The 16,607-nt window shown below is 73.1% G+C and carries 19 protein-coding genes; 12 read left to right on the forward strand and 7 right to left on the reverse strand.

Features of this window, described 5'->3' with window-relative positions:
• Positions 1-22: 22 nt before the first annotated feature.
• Positions 23-604, forward strand: a complete 582-nt coding sequence (locus ACGF3A_RS38325) for a class I SAM-dependent methyltransferase (protein WP_393735147.1) — start codon at positions 23-25, stop codon at positions 602-604.
• Here ACGF3A_RS38325 and ACGF3A_RS38330 read toward each other — a convergent pair.
• The gene (locus tag ACGF3A_RS38330; protein ID WP_393735148.1) at positions 576-1,121 is read right to left on the reverse strand and encodes a DUF1269 domain-containing protein; all 546 of its coding nucleotides are present in this window, start codon (positions 1,119-1,121) and stop codon (positions 576-578) included. The genes ACGF3A_RS38325 and ACGF3A_RS38330 overlap by 29 nt on opposite strands.
• A gap of 113 nt (positions 1,122-1,234) precedes the next feature.
• Here ACGF3A_RS38330 and ACGF3A_RS38335 point away from each other — a divergent pair, with 113 nt between their 5' ends.
• Positions 1,235-2,203 carry an acyltransferase domain-containing protein gene (locus ACGF3A_RS38335; protein WP_393735149.1) on the forward strand — a complete coding sequence of 323 codons (969 nt, stop codon included), beginning with the start codon at positions 1,235-1,237 and terminating at the stop codon, positions 2,201-2,203.
• Positions 2,204-2,224: 21 nt separating this feature from the next.
• Here the strand turns inward: ACGF3A_RS38335 and ACGF3A_RS38340 are convergent, their stop codons facing one another.
• Positions 2,225-3,052, reverse strand: a complete 828-nt coding sequence (locus ACGF3A_RS38340) for a helix-turn-helix domain-containing protein (protein ID WP_393735150.1) — start codon at positions 3,050-3,052, stop codon at positions 2,225-2,227.
• A 132-nt stretch (positions 3,053-3,184) separates the two neighbouring features.
• On the opposite strand from ACGF3A_RS38340, the gene ACGF3A_RS38345 reads away from it, so the two are divergent.
• Complete coding sequence (locus ACGF3A_RS38345) at positions 3,185-3,616, forward strand: hypothetical protein (protein WP_393735151.1); 432 nt, start codon at positions 3,185-3,187, stop codon at positions 3,614-3,616.
• A 36-nt stretch (positions 3,617-3,652) separates the two neighbouring features.
• Here ACGF3A_RS38345 and ACGF3A_RS38350 read toward each other — a convergent pair whose 3' ends face one another.
• Positions 3,653-4,327 (reverse strand): response regulator, encoded by a 675-nt coding sequence (locus ACGF3A_RS38350; RefSeq protein WP_393735152.1) that lies wholly within the window; start codon positions 4,325-4,327, stop codon positions 3,653-3,655.
• Entirely contained in the window at positions 4,324-5,580 is a 1,257-nt protein-coding gene (locus ACGF3A_RS38355) for a sensor histidine kinase (RefSeq protein ID WP_393735153.1), read from the reverse strand. The genes ACGF3A_RS38350 and ACGF3A_RS38355 overlap by 4 nt, the downstream gene beginning before the upstream one ends.
• Before the next feature lie 183 nt (positions 5,581-5,763).
• On the opposite strand from ACGF3A_RS38355, the gene ACGF3A_RS38360 reads away from it, so the two are divergent.
• Both ACGF3A_RS38360 and ACGF3A_RS38365 read left to right on the forward strand, forming a co-directional pair.
• Complete coding sequence (locus tag ACGF3A_RS38360; protein WP_393735154.1) at positions 5,764-6,333, forward strand: heme-binding protein; 570 nt, start codon at positions 5,764-5,766, stop codon at positions 6,331-6,333.
• Between the two features lie 131 nt (positions 6,334-6,464).
• Positions 6,465-7,190, forward strand: coding sequence for an ankyrin repeat domain-containing protein (locus ACGF3A_RS38365; protein WP_393735207.1), 726 nt, complete (start codon positions 6,465-6,467; stop codon positions 7,188-7,190).
• Between the two features lie 58 nt (positions 7,191-7,248).
• Here the strand turns inward: ACGF3A_RS38365 and ACGF3A_RS38370 are convergent, their stop codons facing one another.
• The gene (locus ACGF3A_RS38370; protein WP_393735155.1) at positions 7,249-7,740 is read right to left on the reverse strand and encodes a GNAT family N-acetyltransferase; all 492 of its coding nucleotides are present in this window, start codon (positions 7,738-7,740) and stop codon (positions 7,249-7,251) included.
• Between the two features lie 149 nt (positions 7,741-7,889).
• On the opposite strand from ACGF3A_RS38370, the gene ACGF3A_RS38375 reads away from it, so the two are divergent.
• The 4 genes from ACGF3A_RS38375 (at position 7,890) to ACGF3A_RS38390 (ending at position 11,742) form a co-directional block, all read left to right on the forward strand.
• Positions 7,890-8,693 carry an exodeoxyribonuclease III gene (locus tag ACGF3A_RS38375; protein WP_393735156.1) on the forward strand — a complete coding sequence of 268 codons (804 nt, stop codon included), beginning with the start codon at positions 7,890-7,892 and terminating at the stop codon, positions 8,691-8,693.
• A 105-nt stretch (positions 8,694-8,798) separates the two neighbouring features.
• Entirely contained in the window at positions 8,799-9,605 is an 807-nt protein-coding gene (locus ACGF3A_RS38380) for an alpha/beta fold hydrolase (RefSeq protein ID WP_393735157.1), read from the forward strand.
• A 9-nt stretch (positions 9,606-9,614) separates the two neighbouring features.
• The gene (locus ACGF3A_RS38385; RefSeq protein WP_393735158.1) at positions 9,615-10,916 is read left to right on the forward strand and encodes a cytochrome P450; all 1,302 of its coding nucleotides are present in this window, start codon (positions 9,615-9,617) and stop codon (positions 10,914-10,916) included.
• A 169-nt stretch (positions 10,917-11,085) separates the two neighbouring features.
• Positions 11,086-11,742 (forward strand): BTAD domain-containing putative transcriptional regulator, encoded by a 657-nt coding sequence (locus ACGF3A_RS38390; protein ID WP_393735159.1) that lies wholly within the window; start codon positions 11,086-11,088, stop codon positions 11,740-11,742.
• A gap of 4 nt (positions 11,743-11,746) precedes the next feature.
• Here ACGF3A_RS38390 and ACGF3A_RS38395 read toward each other — a convergent pair whose 3' ends face one another.
• Positions 11,747-12,568 (reverse strand): MerR family transcriptional regulator, encoded by an 822-nt coding sequence (locus ACGF3A_RS38395; protein WP_393735160.1) that lies wholly within the window; start codon positions 12,566-12,568, stop codon positions 11,747-11,749.
• Positions 12,569-12,743: 175 nt separating this feature from the next.
• On the opposite strand from ACGF3A_RS38395, the gene ACGF3A_RS38400 reads away from it, so the two are divergent.
• From ACGF3A_RS38400 to ACGF3A_RS38410, 3 genes are read left to right on the forward strand one after another with little or no spacing between them, the layout of a single operon-like run.
• Positions 12,744-14,447 (forward strand): flavin-containing monooxygenase, encoded by a 1,704-nt coding sequence (locus ACGF3A_RS38400; RefSeq protein ID WP_393735161.1) that lies wholly within the window; start codon positions 12,744-12,746, stop codon positions 14,445-14,447.
• Positions 14,444-15,418 carry an alpha/beta fold hydrolase gene (locus tag ACGF3A_RS38405; RefSeq protein ID WP_393735162.1) on the forward strand — a complete coding sequence of 325 codons (975 nt, stop codon included), beginning with the start codon at positions 14,444-14,446 and terminating at the stop codon, positions 15,416-15,418. Before ACGF3A_RS38400 ends, ACGF3A_RS38405 begins: the two co-directional genes overlap by 4 nt.
• Entirely contained in the window at positions 15,415-16,305 is an 891-nt protein-coding gene (locus ACGF3A_RS38410) for an SDR family oxidoreductase (protein ID WP_393735163.1), read from the forward strand. Before ACGF3A_RS38405 ends, ACGF3A_RS38410 begins: the two co-directional genes overlap by 4 nt.
• A gap of 85 nt (positions 16,306-16,390) precedes the next feature.
• On the opposite strand, the gene ACGF3A_RS38415 is transcribed toward ACGF3A_RS38410, so the two are convergent.
• Positions 16,391-16,573: a hypothetical protein gene (locus ACGF3A_RS38415; RefSeq protein ID WP_393735164.1), complete on the reverse strand. Its 183-nt coding sequence runs from the start codon at positions 16,571-16,573 to the stop codon at positions 16,391-16,393.
• Positions 16,574-16,607 lie beyond the last annotated feature (34 nt).

The following is a 16,607-nucleotide window of genomic DNA, read 5'->3' on the forward strand; positions in this document are numbered from 1 at the left end:
GGAGGCGTCCTAGCGTCGTCCTATGCCGATGAACAGGGCACATCGCAAGCTGTGCAGCTCCGAGGACTGGGCCACCGCCGTGCGCGAGCGGATCCTCCCGTGGTCCCTCGACGGGATCGAACTGGGCGAGGACGTCGTGGAGATCGGGCCCGGGTACGCGGCCAATCTGCGCGTCCTCGTGGAACGCGTCCCCCGTCTGACCGCCGTCGAGATCGACGAAGCGACGGCGCGGCAACTGGAGCGCGACTGGGGCGAACGGGCGCGCATCCTGCACGCGGACGGCGCCGACATGCCGCTCCCGGAGACGTCGTTCTCCTCCGTCGTCTGCTTCACGATGCTCCACCACGTGCCGACCAGGGAACAGCAGGACCGGATCTTCGCGGAGGCGTACCGGGTGCTGCGGCCCGGCGGAGTGTTCGCGGGCAGCGACAGCCAGATGAACTTCCGCTTCCGGCTGCTGCACATCGGCGACACCATGAACGTCGTACGGCCGGGCGGGCTGCCCGCCCGGCTGGAGGCGGCGGGGTTCGAGGACGTCCGGGTGGATCTGCACCCGGAGACGGGCGGCATGAGGTTCAGGGCGTACCGCCCTTCCCGCCCGTAGTGCCTTCCGCGTCCTCAGGTGCCTCGTCCGCGGCCTTGAGGGCCTCCTCCAGCTCCTCGCGGAGCCGCGAGGCCTCGTAGCGCCGGACGTCGGGGCCGAGGATCCTGTCGGCCGCCTCGGGGGTCTTCTCGTCGATGTCGGCGACCAGCACCGTGCTGCCCGGCGGGACCTCGTCCGCCAGCTCCTCCAGCGCCGCGTTGGTCTCGGTGGCGCGGCGCGCGTCCTGGCTCCCGCCGATCAGGCCGCCCGCGCCGAAGCCGATCATGACGCCGACCGGGCCGCCGATCAGCCCGACCAGCGCCCCCACCAGCCCGCCGACCGCGAAGCCCGAGGCCGAGCTGGTGTGGTCCACGTCGCCGGGGATGTCGAGGTTGCCCTCGGCGTCGCGGGCGATGACGCGGGCCTCGCGCAGCTTCAGCTCGCCCTCGTCGTGGGCGGCTCCGAGGGCGTCGAGGGCGCGGGTCGCGGCGTCCGTGCCCCGGCCGGTGAAGTCGGAGAAGAGGATGTTTTCCGTCATACGCCCACCATGTGCGCTGTCGGCGCGTACGGCATCTTCGCCCGGCGTACGCGCTCCGGCGTACGGGGACTCCGTACTGGCGCCTGCGGCCCCCCTCAGGTGAGGGTGATGCCATGAGCATCGCGTTCCTCTTCCCCGGGCTGGGCTCGCAGCGTCCCGGCATGCTGCACCGGCTACCCGACACCGCCGCCTCCGCGACCGTGCTGGCCGAGGCCGAATGGGGGCACCCGGGAGGGGTCGCGGAGCTGGACACCGCCGCTTCTTTGGAGGAGTCGGAGGTCGCGCGGCACGTCTCGCTGCTGATCGCGGGTGTGGCCGGGGCGCGGGCACTCATCGAGGACGAGGAGGTGCAGCCGTCGTACGTCGCCGGGCACGGCCTGGGCGGATACGCGGCGGCCGTCGTCGCCGACGTGCTGACCTTCGAGGAGGCCCTGCGCGCCGTACGGCTCCGCGCGGAGCTGCTGGAGCGCGGCGAGGAGTCCGAGCACGACATCGGCATCCGGCTGGCCCAGCACCTCGCCACCATCAAGCGCCGCCCGCAGGGGCTGCCCTACGTCACCAGCACGGAGGGCCGCTGCCTGCGCGGGGAGACCAACGCAGTCTTCGACGACCTGGCGCGATCCGTCGCCCGGCCGGTCCTCTGGGACGAGATGATCGCCGCGCTCCGTACGGAAGGGGCCGAGACCTTCGTGGAGCTGCCGCCCGGACGGGTGCTCACCGAACGGCTGGCGGAGACGGACGACGCGCCGCGCGCCGTATCCGTCGAGGAACGGGGCATCGCGGAGGCCGCCGAGTACGCACGGGGCGAGGAGGGGCCTGTGATGTGGCCCGAGATGGGCGCTGAGATGGGAGCCGAGGAGGCACCTGAGGCGGGCCTTGAGCCGGGGCCCGTGCCGGGATCCGTGCCGGGACCTGTACCGGGATCTGCGCCCGGTTCCGCGCCCGGACCTGTGCCCGGTTCCGCGCCGGGACCCATCCCCGGATCCGCGCCGGGATCCGTGCCGGGACCTGTGCCCGGTTCCGCGCCGGGATCCGTGCCGGGGCCTGAGGTGTGGCCCGAGCCGCCGCGGCCCGAAGCGTGACCCTGCCGCGTGGGAGCGCCGTCACGGAGCGAGCGACTGGAGCGTCTTCTTGGTGAACTCGTCCAGAGGGTAGAAGAGTTCGATCGCCAGCTCCGACAGCGTCACGTCAGCGGGCGAGCCGAACGTCGCCATCGTGCTGAACATCGTCAGCTCGCCCATGGGCGTGCGCACCCGCAGCGGCACCTGGAAGGGGCCGGCGCCCAGCTCCGTTCCGCCGTCCCGCTCCTCGTCGTACCCCTCCGGGTCGGGATACGCGCGCACCTCCTCGTACAGGGCGCGCAGTTCCGCGTCGCCCGTGGCGTCGACCTGGCGCAGCAGCCGTTCGTGGAACAGGGCGCGCACCTCGCCCAGGTTGACCATGCTGGCGGCGAGGCCCTCCGGGTGCAGCGCGAGCCGGAAGACGTTCGGCTCCGGCTCCAGCAGGTGCCGGGGCACGCCGTGCGTCAGGACGGGCATGGCACGGTTGCCCGCCAGCACGTTCCAGCAGCGGTCCACCACGACCGCCGGGTAGGGCTCGTGGCCCTCCAGCATCATGTCGAGCGCGGAACGGACGGACGCCATCTCCGCGTCGTCCAGGCTGCTCTCCTGGTACGCGGGCGCGTAGTCGGCGGCCAGCAGCAGGGTGTTGCGCTCGCGCAGCGGGACGTCCAGCGCGGCGGCCAGCCTGAGCACCATTTCGCGGCTGGGACGCGCCCGTCCCGTCTCCACGCACGACAGGTGCCGCGCGGACGTGTCCGCCTGGAGGGAGAGTTCGAGCTGGCTCAGCCTGCGCCGCTGCCGCCAGCCGCGCAGCAGCGCGCCCACACGTGATTGTCCCCCCGGAGGCGCCCCACGGCGCTGTGCGTCCATGGTCGGAGATTAGCCAGGGGGCGGTCAGTGCGGCCATGACCTGGGAGGTCATTGAGTCCGCGCACCGCGCGGTGCGACCGTCACGGCAACGGCGCCCCGACAGGAGCGCCGCCCGCAGCCGAAGGAGGCCCCATGTCCGTCCCGACCACCACGGCACCCCGTACGGCGGCCGGAAGCGCCCGGAAGGACCTGCTGCGCACGAGCCTGCGGATCGACAGCTGGAGCACCGCGTTCTTCGGCGTCTTCCTGCTCGTCGGAGCCGCCTGGCTGGAGGGGCCGCTCGGGCTCACACCGAACTGGTCGGTACCGTTCGGCGTCGCCATGCTCGGCGGAGCCGCCGCGCTCTCCCTGATCGCCGGATACCCCGAGATCCCCGCGCGGCTGGCCCGTACGGTCGTCGCGTTGAACGCGGTGTCCGCCGTGGGCATGCTCGTCCTCGCGTTCACGGGCGTGATGCCGCTGAACGGGCTGGGGACCGCCTTCATCGTCGTCGGCGCCGTCGCGGTCACGGCCTTCGCCGAGCTGGAGTTCGTCGGCCTCCGGCGGCAGCGGGAAGAGGCCTGAGAACACGTTCAGGGCGCCGCCGCGACCAGGGCGCCGCTACGACAGCAGGCGCTGCTCCTTGGCGACGGCCACGGCGCCCGCCCGGGTGTCCACGCCGAGCTTGTCGTAGATGCGGCCCAGGTGCGTCTTGACCGTGGCCTCGCTGATGAACAGCGCGCGGGCGATCTCCCGGTTGCCCAGACCGCGCGCGAGCTGCCCGAGGATGTCCAGCTCGCGGCCCGTCAGCGCGGGCCGCGGGTCGCGCATCCGGGCCATCACCCGGTGCGCCACGGGCGGCGACAGCGCCGTACGGCCCTCCGCCGCCGCGTGGATCGCCGAGAACAGCTCCTCGGGGCGCTCGGCCTTCAGCAGATAGCCCGTCGCGCCCGCCTCGATGGCGCGGGTGATGTCCGCGTCCGTGTCGTACGTGGTCAGCACCAGGACCCGCGGCACGTCCCCGCCCCCGGCGTCGTCCCCGCCCCCGGCGTCGCCCCCCGCCTGCCCGATGATGCGCCGGGTGGCCTCCACGCCGTCGATCCCGGAGCCGAGCTGGAGGTCCATCAGGACCACGTCGGGACGGAGGCTCGACGCCATCGCGACGGCCTCCTCGCCGCTCCCCGCCTCCCCGGCGACCTCGACGCCGGGCGCGCTGCCGAGCAGGGCGCGCAGCCCCGCCCGTACGACGGCGTGGTCGTCGCACAGCAGCAGCCGTACGGGACGCTGATCGGTCATGACGCGGGCTCCCAGGGGATCGCGGCGGACAGGACGGTGCCCTCGCCGGGCGTGGACTCCACCGTCAGCGTGCCCCCGAACTGCCGGACACGCGCGTGCATGGCGGGCAGTCCGTGCCCGCGGGCCGCACCCGAGGGCGCGGCCGACGGGTCGAAGCCCGCGCCGTCGTCGGCCACGTCCAGGACGACCTGGTCGCCCAGGAAGCTGAGGGTGAGCCCCGCGGTGGTGGCGCCCGCGTGCTCCCGTACGTTCGCCAGCGCGCCCTGCGCGACGCGCAGCAGCGCCGCCCGTACGCCGTCCGGGAGCGGCACAGGAGCGCCCTCCAGGTGGAACCGGACCTCCGGGCCTCCCGGGCCGCCCTGGGCGCTCTCACGGGCCGCCAGCTCCCGCAGAGCGGCGTCCAGCGGCGTACCGCCCGCCAACTCGGCGGGTGCGAGGTCGTGGACGAAGCGGCGGGCCTCGGCGAGGTTGCGCGCCGCCGTCTCCTCGGCCGTACGGACGTGGGTACGCGCCGACGCGGGGTCGGACTCCCAGGTGCGGTCGGCCGCCTGTAGCAGCATCTGCTGGCTGGACAGGCCCTGCGCGAGGGTGTCGTGGATCTCCATCGAGAGCCGCTGCCGCTCGGCGAGGGTGCCCTCGCGCCGCTCGGTGGCGGCCAGTTCGCGGCGGGTGCGCAGCAGGTCGTCGATGAGGGCGCGCTGCCGCGCTGCCTGCCGCTCCATGTAGACGAAGATCGCGGTGGCCAGCGCCGCGACGGCGGGCGGCGCGAGCACCAGGTTCGGGTCGAACTTCTCGGCCAGCTGGAGCTGGGCCACGACCACCAGGGCCGTCAGCAGCGCCACGAGCGGAACGGCCGCCCGCGCGGGCAGCGTGCGCAGCCCCGTGTAGATCAGCGGGACCGCGCACCACGCGAAGCTGGGCGCGAGCAGCACCAGCACGACCCATGTCGTCACGACGACGCCGAGCCAGCACCGGTGCCGCAGGGACGCGCCCCGAGAGGCCTCCGCCTCCCTGCCGGGCCTGACGGGTGCTCCGGGGCCGAGAGCCGGGCCCAGCACGTAGAACAGGGCGAGGGCGACGCTCAGCGCGATGACCCAGGGCGTACGGGGCTGTCCCGGGTGGTTGAGCAGGTACCGGAAGAGCGAGGCGCCGAGCAGCAGGAAGAACGCCGCGTGGATGACGGGGGCGAGCCAGCGCGCGTCGGGGTCGCCGGGGGGCCCGCTGGTCGTCGTCTCGCCGTTTTCGCTGTGCACACAGCAGTCCTAGCCCGGCCGGAGCGCCCCGCGCATCAGCCGATCGGTTGACCCGCACGTCGGCCGTTCCGCGAGCGGACGGCAGCCGGTACGCCGACCCTCCGGGGCCCTTTCCCTCCCGACGATGGAGTCACGGATCGAAACGGACCGGACAGCACGACCCACACTCCCAAGGAGCACCCCATGCGGAAGACCAACAAGATCGCTGGAATCGCCGTCGGCGCCGTCGCCCTCGCGGGCCTGGGCACCTTCGGCGCGGTCTCGGCGACCGCCTCGCCCTCGTCCGCGCAGGCCGCGCAGGCCGCCCCGGCCGCCGCCCAGGCCAAGGGCAACGTCGGCGGGAAGGACCTGACGACCTCCACCCACCTCTCCGTCGACGCGGCCACCAAGGCGGCCGAGGCCACCCTGGACGCCGCCGAGAAGGACGGCCAGAAGGTCTCCGTCGCCGTCGTCGACCGGAACGGCAACACCCTCGTCACCCTGCGCGGCGACGGCGCGGGCCCGCAGTCCTACGAGTCCGCGGAGAAGAAGGGCTACACCGCCGTCTCGTGGAACGCGCCGACCTCCGAGCTGGTCAAGCGGCTCGACAAGGCCCCGACCCTGAAGGACATCCCCGGCACCCTCTTCCTGGCCGGCGGCGCCCCCGTCCAGGCCAAGGGCGCGCCCGTCGCGGGCATCGGCGTCGCGGGAGCGCCCAGCGGCGACCAGGACGAGAAGTTCGCCCAGGCGGGCGTGGACGCGCTCAGCCGCTGAGGCGAGCGTGCCGGGGGCAGGACGACGACGACCCGCCCCCGGTGACCGACCATGTACGAGAAGGAAGGCAGGTGAGGTCGGTGAGACCCTGGCGGATCATGGCACCTGTGCGGCGCACCCTGGGCCTGATGCTGGCCGGAACCCTGTGCGCGGCCGCGCTCGCGGCCTGCACGACGCAGGGCGGGAGCGGCGGCTCGGGCAAGCCGAAGCGCGACGCGTCCGCGGCCCCGTCCACGTCGCCGTCGGAGGGATCGGCGTCCCCGTCCCCGGGCGCCGACGACGCCCTCCTGAAGGCCGCCAAGGACGGCGACGCCGACGGGGTGCGCAAGGCCGTCAAGGCGGGCGCCGATCTGGAGACCCGCGACGGCAAGGGCCGCACGCCCCTCCTGCTGGCCTCCCTCGGCGACCATGTCGGCGCCGCGCGGGTGCTCGTACGGGAGGGCGCCGACCCCGACGCGCAGGACGAGCGCCGCGACAGCGCCTGGCTCGTCACCGGGGTCACGGGAAGCGCGGCCATGGCACGCGCCCTGATCCCCGCGAAGCCGGACTACGACCTCACCAACCGGTACGGCGGCACGTCGCTCATCCCGGCGGGCGAGCACGGCCATGTCGGGTACGTACGGGAGGTGCTGCGCAGCACCGACATCAAGGTGAACCACGTCAACAGGCTCGGCTGGACCGCCCTCTTGGAGGCCGTCATCCTCGGCGACGGCGGAACCGACCACCAGAAGGTCGTCGCCCTGCTGCTCGACGCCGGGGCCGACCGTGACCTGGCCGACAAGGACGGGGTGACGGCCCTGGAGCACGCGGAACGGCGCGGCTACGGGGAGATCGCCCAGATCCTCCGGAAGAACTGACGCCCTGGTTCCAGACCAGGAAGGCGTGACCTCTTAAGAGGTCACGCCTTCCCGTCGTTCATCCCTTGCGCAGGGGCTTCGAGAAGCAGCGGCTCTCCTTCTCGAAACGGTAGTGGCCGAACTTCTCGGTGACCGGCTCGTACCCGGAGGACGTGTAGAGGGCGATCGCCTCCGGCTGCTCGATCCCGGTCTCCAGCACCATCCGGGTACGCCCGGCCTGCCGCGCGTCCTCCTCCAGGAGACCCAGTATCCGGCGGGCCAGCCCGAGGCCGCGGGCCTCACGCACGACGAACATCCGCTTCAGCTCGGCGTCGCCGTCCCTGTAGTTCTCCCCGTTCGCGTCCATCGACCTCCAGCCGCCCGTCGCCAGCGGGCGCTCGGCGTCGTCGTACGCGAGCAGGTACAGGCCGCGCGGCGGCGCGAACATCGACGGGTCGAGCGGAGTGGCGTCGCCCTCGGGGTCGCCGTACCGGACGGCGTACTCCTGGAGCACGATCTCGTTGAGCTTCATCGCGTCGGGGTGGTCGAAAGGGACGGGAACGATCCGCATGCCTGGAATCGTAAGTGGCTCCTGTGGTCTCACGGCCGCCGCGCGTGTGAGGTCCGGCACACTCCGCGCGCCATGGCCCCTCCCGGCCCGTGCGGGCCCTCCGCGTAAGCTGCTGGACCGAGCGCGACCCGGAGCAAGCGGAGCAAACTGTGATCAAGGTGACGACGGTCAACGTCAACGGGCTGCGGGCAGCCGCCAAGAAGGGCTACGCGGAGTGGCTGGCGGCCACCGACGCGGACGTGGTGTGCCTCCAGGAGGTCCGCGCCGAGCCGCACCAGCTCCCCGACGCCGTCCGCGAACCGGAGGGCTGGCACGCCGTCTGGGCGCCCTCCTCGACCAAGGGCCGCGCGGGTGTGGCGCTGCTCACACGGAGCGAGCCCGAGCGGGTCCGGGTGGGCTTCGGCACGGCCGAGTTCGAGGAGTCGGGACGGTACGTGGAGGCGGAGCTGCCGGGCGTGACGGTCGCCAGCCTCTACCTCCCCTCGGGCGAGGTCGGCACGGAGCGGCAGGACGAGAAGGAGCGGTTCATGGCCGCCTTCCTGCCGTATCTGCGGGAGCTGCGCCAGAAGGCGGCGGCCGACGGGCGCGAGGTCGTCGTCTGCGGCGACTGGAACATCGCGCACCAGGAGGCCGACCTGAAGAACTGGCGCGCCAACCGCAAGAACGCCGGTTTCCTGCCCGAGGAGCGCGCCTGGCTCTCCCAGGTCTTCGACCCGGCCGACGGCGGCTACACGGACGTCGTCCGGGCCCTCCACCCCGACGTGGCCGGACCGTACTCGTGGTGGTCGTACCGGGGCCGGGCCTTCGACAATGACACGGGCTGGAGGATCGACTACTGCGTCGCGACGCCGGGGCTCGCCGCGAAGGCCGTGGAGGCGCGTGTGGAGCGCGCCGCGAGCCACGACGAGCGCTGGAGCGACCACGCGCCCGTCACGGCGGTCTTCGACCGCTGAGTCATGTCCTGGCGCCCCGCGTGTGGTCTTGCGGGGGCCCAGGGGGCGGCGCGAGGGTGGGGCCCGTGCGGGGCAAGGGGGCTCCGCCCGCTGGGGAGGTGGCCGATGGCTCCGCTCGTACTGCCGCACACGCGTGTCGGCGAGGGACCGCACCATGTGATCGCCGTGCACGGCTGGTTCTCCGACCGTGGTGCCTACGCGGGCGTCCTGGGCGCGCTGGACCGTGAGTCGTTCAGCTACGCCTTGCCGGATCTGCGCGGCTACGGCGAGGTGCGGGACGCCCAGGGGGAGTTCACCACCGCCGAGGCGGCGGAAGACCTGCTGGCCCTGGCCGACTCGCTCCGGTGGGACCGTTTCTCGCTGGTCGGTCACTCCATGGGCGGCAAGGTCGCCCAGCGCGTCCTGTCCCTCGCGCCCGGAAGGGTGCGCAGGATGGTCGGCGTTTCGCCGGTGCCCGCGAGCGGGGTCCAGTTCACCGAGGAGTCGCGCGCCCTCTTCGCCCAGGCGGACGAGCGCAGGGAGAACCGCAGGGCCATCATCGACTTCACCACCGGCAACCGCCATCCGGACGCCTGGCTCGACGCGATGGTGCGTACCTCTGAAGAGGTCAGCGATCAGAAGGCGTTCCGTACCTGGTTCTCCTCCTGGGCGGACGAGGACTTCCAGGAGCGGGTGGAGGGCGCGGAGCTGCCCGTACGGGTGGTGGTCGGCGCGCACGACCCGGAGCTGAACGCCGACGCCATGCGCGCCACCTGGCTCGCCTGGTACCCGAACGCCGACATGGTCGAGCTGGCCGCAGCGGGCCACTACCCGGCCGACGAGACGCCGCTCGAACTCGTCCGCGCGGTCGAGGACTTCCTGCGCGCGGACGGCGCGGACGGCGCGGACGGCGCGGTCGGCACGGACGGCTGAGGGACGCCGGTGCGCGCGGCCGTTCCCGTCCCCGATGTGTTCGACCCCCGCCGGTACGCGGCGGGGATCCCGCACGACGACTTCCGCCTCCTGCGCGACGAGCGTCCCGTCGCGTGGCAGGAGGAGCACGGGGTGTTCGGCTGGCCCGAGGGGCCCGGCTTCTGGGCGGTGACCCGGCACGCGGACGTGGTGCGGGTGCTGCGCTCCCCGGACGACTTCTCCTCTTATGAGGGCGCCACGCAGATCCGCGACCCCGACCCCGGGGACCTGCCGTTCATCCGGCGGATGATGCTCAACCAGGACCCGCCCGCGCACAACAGGCTGCGCACCCTGGTCAGCCGCGCGTTCACCCCGCGCCGCGTGGAGCGGTTCGAGGCGGACGTACGGGCGCGGGCGCGGCGGCTGCTGACGACGGCCAGGGACGAGGCCCGCGAGCGCGGCAGCTGCGACCTGGTGGGCGCCGTCACCGACGACTACGCGCTGCTCAACCTGGCCGACCTGCTGGGCGTGCCGCCCAGTGACCGCGGACTGCTGCTCAAATGGACCGAGCGGATCATCGGCTACCAGGACCCCGAGCAGGCCGTGACCGTCCTCGGCCCGGACGGCAGACCGGCCAATCCGCGTTCCCCCGCCATGCTGGGCGAGATGTTCGCCTACGCGCGCTCCCTCGCGGCCCACAAGCGCGCTCACCCGTCCGACGACGTCCTGACGGCCCTGGCGACGGAACTGACCGGTGCCGAACTGGAGATGTTCTTCTTCCTGCTGACCGTCGCGGGGAACGACACCGTACGCAGCGCGGCGCCCGGCGCCTTTCTCGCCCTGGCCGACCATCCCTCCGCCCAGCACGCGCTGCGCGAGCGGGTCGCAGAGGGCGACACGGCGGCCGTACGGCGCGCGGTGGAGGAACTGCTGCGCTGGCACACCCCCGTGCTGACCTTCCGCCGTACGGCCGTCCGGGACACCGAACTCGCCGGGCAGCGCGTCCGCGCGGGCGAGAAGGTCGTCGTCTTCCACGCCTCGGCCGACTTCGACGAGCGCGTCTTCCACGAGCCGTACCGCTTGGACCTCACCCGCGATCCCAACCCCCACCTGGCCTTCGGCGAGGGCCCCCACGTCTGCCTGGGCGCCCATTTCGCCCGCCTCCAGCTCCGCGTCCTCCACGAGGAGGCCGCCCGGACCCTCCCCCCGTACGCGCGCGTCCCTGGTCCCGAGGGAGAGGTGCGGCGGCTGGTCTCGAACTTCATCCACGGGGTGAAGCGGCTGCCGGTGCGGCTGGCCGAAGGGGCGGAGCGGGAACCGCCGCCGAGGTGACGGGGTGCGGGAGCGGTCGTACGCCCCGGCCCGTCATGCGCCTCCCGCGCGCTACGGTGCGCCTCTTCTCGCTCCCCCTCCGTGCGGCGCCAAAGTGAGAGTTACGCCGCACAGATGTGCGGGATCTGTGGGTGCGGCAGAGGTGATCGCAACCCTGTAGGGGGCGACGATGGACCTTCTCGCGCTCGGCCCGCTGGAACTCTGGGACCAGGGACGGCAGTTCGACCTCGGACCCCTGAAGCAGCGCCGTGTCCTCGCCGCACTGCTCCACGCGCGGGGCGCACCGGTCCCGGTCGGGACCCTCGCGTGCCGCGTCTGGTCCACGACCGCCCCGCCCGCGGACCCCGGAGCGGCCCTCCACGCCTACGTCTCCCGGCTGCGCCCCGTGCTGCACGAGGCGGGAGGCGACCGTCTCGGCATCGACCGCCCCTCCCACGACCGCTACCGGCTCCGGTTCGACCCCGAGGACGTCGATCTGCTGCGCTTCCGGCGGCTGCGCCGGGAGGCGACGGCCGCGGCGGAACGGGGCGACCGCCAACTGGCCGTCGGCAAGCTGCACACCGCCGAGAGCGAGTGGTCGGGCGAGCCGCTGACGGAGTTCACCTGCGACTGGGCCAGGGCGCTCCGTGCCCGGCTGCGGGGGGAACGGCGCCGGGTCCAGGAGCAGCGTCTCTGCCTGGAGATGGAGATGGGCCGCCACGCCGCCGTCCTCGGCGAGCTGAACGAACTGGCCGCCCGGCACTCCCTCGACTCCCTCGTCCCGTTCGACCAGCGGAGCATCGGGCTGCTGATCCTCGCCATGTACCGGGCGGGGAAGGCCCGCTAGGCCCCTAGGGGGCCCGCTCGCCCTCCGTGGCGGAGGACCCCTCGCCTCGCAGCCACTCCTCCAGTTCCGCCCGTACGCGGCGGTCCAGGGCCAGGCCCAGTTCGGCTTCCACGACGGCCTTGGAGAGGGGGCCGACGCGTTCCAGGAGGTCGTTGACCGCGGCGGGGTCCGTGGTGTCGACGCGGGGGAGGAGGTGGGTGCGGAAGAGGCGGGCGAAGGTGGCGGCGATGGTGTCGGTCTGGGTGCGGAGCTCGCGGCCCGCGGCGAGGACGTCGGCCAGGGGGATGCCCTTGTCGACCAGCTGGGCGGAGGCTTCGAGGAGGCGGCGGCTGGCGTGGACGAAGCCGTCGCCCTCGACGGCGACGTAGCCGATGTCGAGGGACGCGGCGAGGTTCTCCGCGGTGATCTCCTCGTCGCCGAAGTAGGCGGCCAGCTCCTCGGGGGTGAGGCGGACCGGGGTCTCCTCGGAGAACGGGGTGGTGAAGGACGAGTCGAGGCCCAGGAGTTCGGCCGCCGCGCGGTCGTCGCGGCCCTTCTCGAACGCCGTCATCAGATCCGCGATGCCGCCCAGCGTGTGGCCCCGCGCGAGAAGGGCCGCGATGGTGCGGAGGCGGGCCAGGTGGTGGCCGTCGTACCAGGCGATACGGCCCTCGCGGCGGGGCGGCGGCAGGAGTTTGCGTTCACGGTAGAAGCGGAGGGTGCGCGGGGTGATGCCCGCGGCCTCCGCGAGCTCGGACGCACGGTACTCACGACGCCCCCGGGCCTCGGCCTCGGCTCCGGCCCCGTCCGCGCTCTCTGTGCTGGGTTGCTCGTTTGCGCTCGCCACGGGGTCAGCCTATGTCTCCCGTCGTGCGGACCCCGGGGGTGCGACCCCCGGTAACTTTCCTGCGCGTGACCCCTACCCATCGGTATCCCGCTGTCCTACGCTCCGATAGTGCCAGTGATTACTGGCGCGGTTCGGATGGGCTCGGATGGGTCCGGATTCTCGCGGGAGGCGGCGTATGGCGGCCGGGAGTGTGGTCAAGGAGAGCGAGGAGCGGGGCGGGGAGCGGAACGAGCGCGCGCTGCCCTCGCACGTACGGGTGGCGGTGGTCGGCTCCGGCTTCGGCGGCCTCGGCGCCGCCGTACGGCTGCGGCGCGCGGGTGTGACCGACTTCGTGATCCTGGAGCGGCGCGAGGCCATCGGCGGGACCTGGCACGACAACACGTATCCCGGGTGCGCCTGCGACATCCCCTCGCACCTCTACTCGTTCTCGTTCGCGCCCAATCCGCACTGGCCGCGGGCCTACGCGCCGCAGAGCGAGATCCGGGAGTACCTGGAGGGCGTGACGGACACCTTCGGGCTGCGCCAGCATCTGCACCTCCGCACCGAGGTCCAGCAGATGATGTGGGACGCGGAGGAGCTGCACTGGCGGGTGGAGACCTCGCGCGGCAGCCTCACCGCCGACGTGGTCGTCTCCGCCACCGGGCCGCTGTCGGCGCCGAAGACGCCGGACATCCCCGGGCTCGACACGTTCGAGGGCAAGGTCGTGCACTCGGCCACCTGGGACCACGACTACGACCTGCGCGGCAAGCGCGTCGCCGTCATCGGGACCGGGGCCTCCGCGATCCAGATCGTTCCGGCGATCCAGCCCGTCGTGGACCGGCTCACCGTCTTCCAGCGCACCCCGGCGTGGGTGGTCCCGCGCGGCGACCGGCGCATCACGCGACTGGAGCGCCGGCTGCACAGCAAGGTGCCGAGCACCCAGAAGCTGGCCCGGTTCGCGCTGTGGAGCGCGCTGGAGCTGGGTACGCAGGTCTACGCGAACCACCCCAAGCTGCTCGCCGTGCTGGAGAAGGTGGCCACGGGCCACATGAAGCGCGCCGTCAAGGATCCCGAGCTGCGCCGCAAGCTGACCCCCGACTACCGGATCGGCTGCAAGCGCACCCTCTTCTCCGACGACTACTATCCGGCGCTCGCGCAGCCCAACACCGACCTCGTCGACTCGGGCCTCAAGGAGATCCGCGGCAACACCCTGATCGCCGCCGACGGGCGCGAGACCGAGGTCGACGCGATCGTGTTCTGCAGCGGCTTCTACGTCTCCGAGATGCCCGTCGCCGACTGCGTCAAGGGCACCGACGGGGAGACGCTCGCGGAGTCCTGGGCCGCGGACGGGATGAACGCGCTGCGCGGCACGACCACCACCGGGTTCCCCAACTTCCTCTTCGTCATAGGCCCCAACACCGGGCTCGGCAGCAGCTCGATGATCCTGATCATCGAGGCCCAGCTCAACTACATCGTCGACTACGTCCGCAAGCTCGACACCCTCGGCGGCGGCACCCCGGGCGACAAGGCCGCGCTCGACGTACGGCCCATCGCGCAGCACCGCTACAACACCAAGCTGCGCGAACGCATCAAGGGCAGCGTGTGGCAGACCGGCTGCACCAGCTGGTACCTCGACTCCGAGGGGCGCCCCGTCGCGGTCTGGCCCGGCACGACGGCCGAGTTCCGGAAGATCACCCGCGAGGTCTGGCTGGAGGAGTACGAGGTGCTGCGGGCCGCCCCCAGGAACGGGCACGGGAACGGCCAGGACGGCCAGGACGGCCCCGTCCGGCGCCGCAAGGCGCCCCTGCTCGCCGGGAGCGCCAGCCGAAGCCCAGGGACCGGCGCCGCGACCGCCGCCACGACCGCCGCCGAGAACACGCCGGAGGAGAACGAGCGATGAGCGCCACGACACCAGGCCCCGCGAGCCGCGGCGGCCTCACCGGGGAGTACGCCCCGCCCGCGCCCGACCGTGAACTCGTCGCGCGCTCCGGCGACGGCATCCGCTTCCCCGTCGAGGTCTACGGCCGCGAGGACGCGCCCGCCGTCGTGCTCTCGCACGGCTGGACCTGCAGCACGCGGTTCTGGGCGCCCGTCATCCGCGACCTGACCGCGAGCGGGCACCGCGTGATCGCGTACGACCAGCGGGGCCACGGCCGCAGCCCGGCTGCCCGTACCCCCGCGGCGTACAGCACCGCCATGCTCGCCGACGACCTGTGCGCCGTCCTCGACGCGGCGCTGGAGCCGGGCGAACGGGCCGTGATCGGCGGCCACTCCATGGGCGGCATGACGCTCATGGCCGCCGCGGGCCGGGACCAGCTGCGCGAGCACGCCGCCGCGTTGCTGCTGTGCAGCACCGGGGCGCAGCATCTGACGGGCGAGGCCCGCGTGATCCCGCTGCGTTCGGAGCGGATGCGGACGGCCGCGCACCGGATGATGCTGGGCGCCAAGGCCCCGCTGGGGCCCGTCACCCCGCTGACCCGTAAGGCCCTCGCGTACGGCACGCTCGGGCGGCGCCCGCGCAGGGAGACCGTCGAGGCGACGGCTCAGATCGTGCACGCCTGTCCCACGCCCGTACGGGCCGCGTGGGGCGGGGTGCTCGCCGAACTCGACCTCGCCGTCAAGGTGCCGCACCTGGACGCGCCGACCGCCGTGATCATCGGCACCCACGACCGGCTCACGCCCGTCTCGCACGCGCGGCAGCTCGCGGCGATGCTGCCGCACTGCGCCGGGCTGCACGAGCTGCCGGGACGCGGGCACATGACGCCGCTGGAGGAGCCGGGCACGGTGAGCGCGGTCCTCGCCGAGCTCGTACGGGACCACCTCGGCCGGGGCCACCTCGACCACCGCAGCACAGTGAAGGAGAGCGCATGAGCCGGGTGAGCCTGGAGGGACAGGTCGCGGTCGTCACGGGCGCCGCGCGCGGCGTCGGGGAGCTGCTGGCCCGCAAGCTGGCGGCCCGGGGCGCGAAGATCGCGCTCGTGGGGCTGGAGCCGGACGCGCTCAAGCAGGTCAGCGAGCGGCTGGACACCGACTCCGACCACTGGCACGCGGACGTCACCGACCACGTGGCGATGGCGCGGGTGGCGCGCGAGGTCAAGGAGCGGTTCGGCAAGGTCGACATCGTCGTGGCCAACGCGGGCGTCGCGGCGGGCGGTCCGTTCATGGACTCCGACCCCGTCGCCTGGCGGCGGGTGATCGAGGTGAACCTGATCGGCGGCGCGGTGACGGGCCGGGCCTTCCTGCCCGTACTGGCCGAGTCGCGCGGCTACTTCCTGCAGATCGCCTCGCTCGCGGCGATCACGCCCGCGCCGATGATGACCGCGTACTGCGCGTCGAAGTCCGGCGTCGAGGCGTTCGCGCACAGCCTCCGCGCCGAGGTCGCGTACAAGGGCGTGCGGGTCGGCGTCGGCTATCTGAGCTGGACCGACACGGACATGGTGCGCGGCGCGGACGCGGACGAGCTGATGCGTGGCGTGCGCGCGCGACTGCCGTGGCCGACGAACAAGACGTATCCGCTGGGCCCCGCCGTCGACCGGATCGTGGACGGCATAGAGCGGCGCTCGGCGCACGTGTACGCGCAGTGGTGGCTGCGCGGCATGCAGGGCATACGCGGCTACCTGCCGATGGTGCTCGGCGGCCCCTTCGCCCAGCGCGAGATGAAGCGCGCGGGCACCCTCATCGAGGAGGCGGGCGGCGTCCCGAACGGCCTGGTGGGGGCCGGGGGCGCGGCGGACGAGAAGGAGCGCGCGAACCACTGACCTGACGTACGGCGTACGAAGAGGGACCCGGCCTGGTGGGCGGGTCCCTCTTCGTGGGTGGCGCCCGGAGGGCGCTGGGGGAGGGTCAGCGGTTCTCCCACTTGTCCTTCGCGGTGTCGGCCGCGTCCTGGGCCTTGTCCTTCATGTCGCCGCCCCCGCCCTGGTCGCGGGACTTCTCGTCGCCGTCGCCCTTGGCGTCGCCCATCTTCTCCTTGGCCTTGTCCTGGAGGTCCTTGGCCTTGTCCTTGAACTGGTCGGCGATGCCCATCGTCACTCCTCGCGTTGTGTACTGGGGGCGCTCA

Source organism: Streptomyces sp. NPDC048172 (assembly GCF_043202595.1).
GTDB lineage: Bacteria > Actinomycetota > Actinomycetes > Streptomycetales > Streptomycetaceae > Streptomyces.

What these genes read in the sequence shown, in the direction of transcription:
- ACGF3A_RS38325 (WP_393735147.1), top strand. Translation starts at nt 23, where the DNA reads ATGCCGATGAACAGGGCACATCGCAAGCTGTGCAGCTCCGAGGACTGG.
- ACGF3A_RS38380 (WP_393735157.1), top strand. Translation starts at nt 8,799, where the DNA reads ATGGCTCCGCTCGTACTGCCGCACACGCGTGTCGGCGAGGGACCGCAC.
- ACGF3A_RS38400 (WP_393735161.1), top strand. Translation starts at nt 12,744, where the DNA reads ATGGCGGCCGGGAGTGTGGTCAAGGAGAGCGAGGAGCGGGGCGGGGAG.
- ACGF3A_RS38410 (WP_393735163.1), top strand. Translation starts at nt 15,415, where the DNA reads ATGAGCCGGGTGAGCCTGGAGGGACAGGTCGCGGTCGTCACGGGCGCC.
- ACGF3A_RS38360 (WP_393735154.1), top strand. Translation starts at nt 5,764, where the DNA reads ATGCGGAAGACCAACAAGATCGCTGGAATCGCCGTCGGCGCCGTCGCC.
- ACGF3A_RS38390 (WP_393735159.1), top strand. Translation starts at nt 11,086, where the DNA reads ATGGACCTTCTCGCGCTCGGCCCGCTGGAACTCTGGGACCAGGGACGG.
- ACGF3A_RS38350 (WP_393735152.1), bottom strand. Translation starts at nt 4,327, where the DNA reads ATGACCGATCAGCGTCCCGTACGGCTGCTGCTGTGCGACGACCACGCC.
- ACGF3A_RS38340 (WP_393735150.1), bottom strand. Translation starts at nt 3,052, where the DNA reads ATGGACGCACAGCGCCGTGGGGCGCCTCCGGGGGGACAATCACGTGTG.
- ACGF3A_RS38345 (WP_393735151.1), top strand. Translation starts at nt 3,185, where the DNA reads ATGTCCGTCCCGACCACCACGGCACCCCGTACGGCGGCCGGAAGCGCC.
- ACGF3A_RS38330 (WP_393735148.1), bottom strand. Translation starts at nt 1,121, where the DNA reads ATGACGGAAAACATCCTCTTCTCCGACTTCACCGGCCGGGGCACGGAC.
- ACGF3A_RS38405 (WP_393735162.1), top strand. Translation starts at nt 14,444, where the DNA reads ATGAGCGCCACGACACCAGGCCCCGCGAGCCGCGGCGGCCTCACCGGG.
- ACGF3A_RS38415 (WP_393735164.1), bottom strand. Translation starts at nt 16,573, where the DNA reads ATGGGCATCGCCGACCAGTTCAAGGACAAGGCCAAGGACCTCCAGGAC.
- ACGF3A_RS38335 (WP_393735149.1), top strand. Translation starts at nt 1,235, where the DNA reads ATGAGCATCGCGTTCCTCTTCCCCGGGCTGGGCTCGCAGCGTCCCGGC.
- ACGF3A_RS38370 (WP_393735155.1), bottom strand. Translation starts at nt 7,740, where the DNA reads ATGCGGATCGTTCCCGTCCCTTTCGACCACCCCGACGCGATGAAGCTC.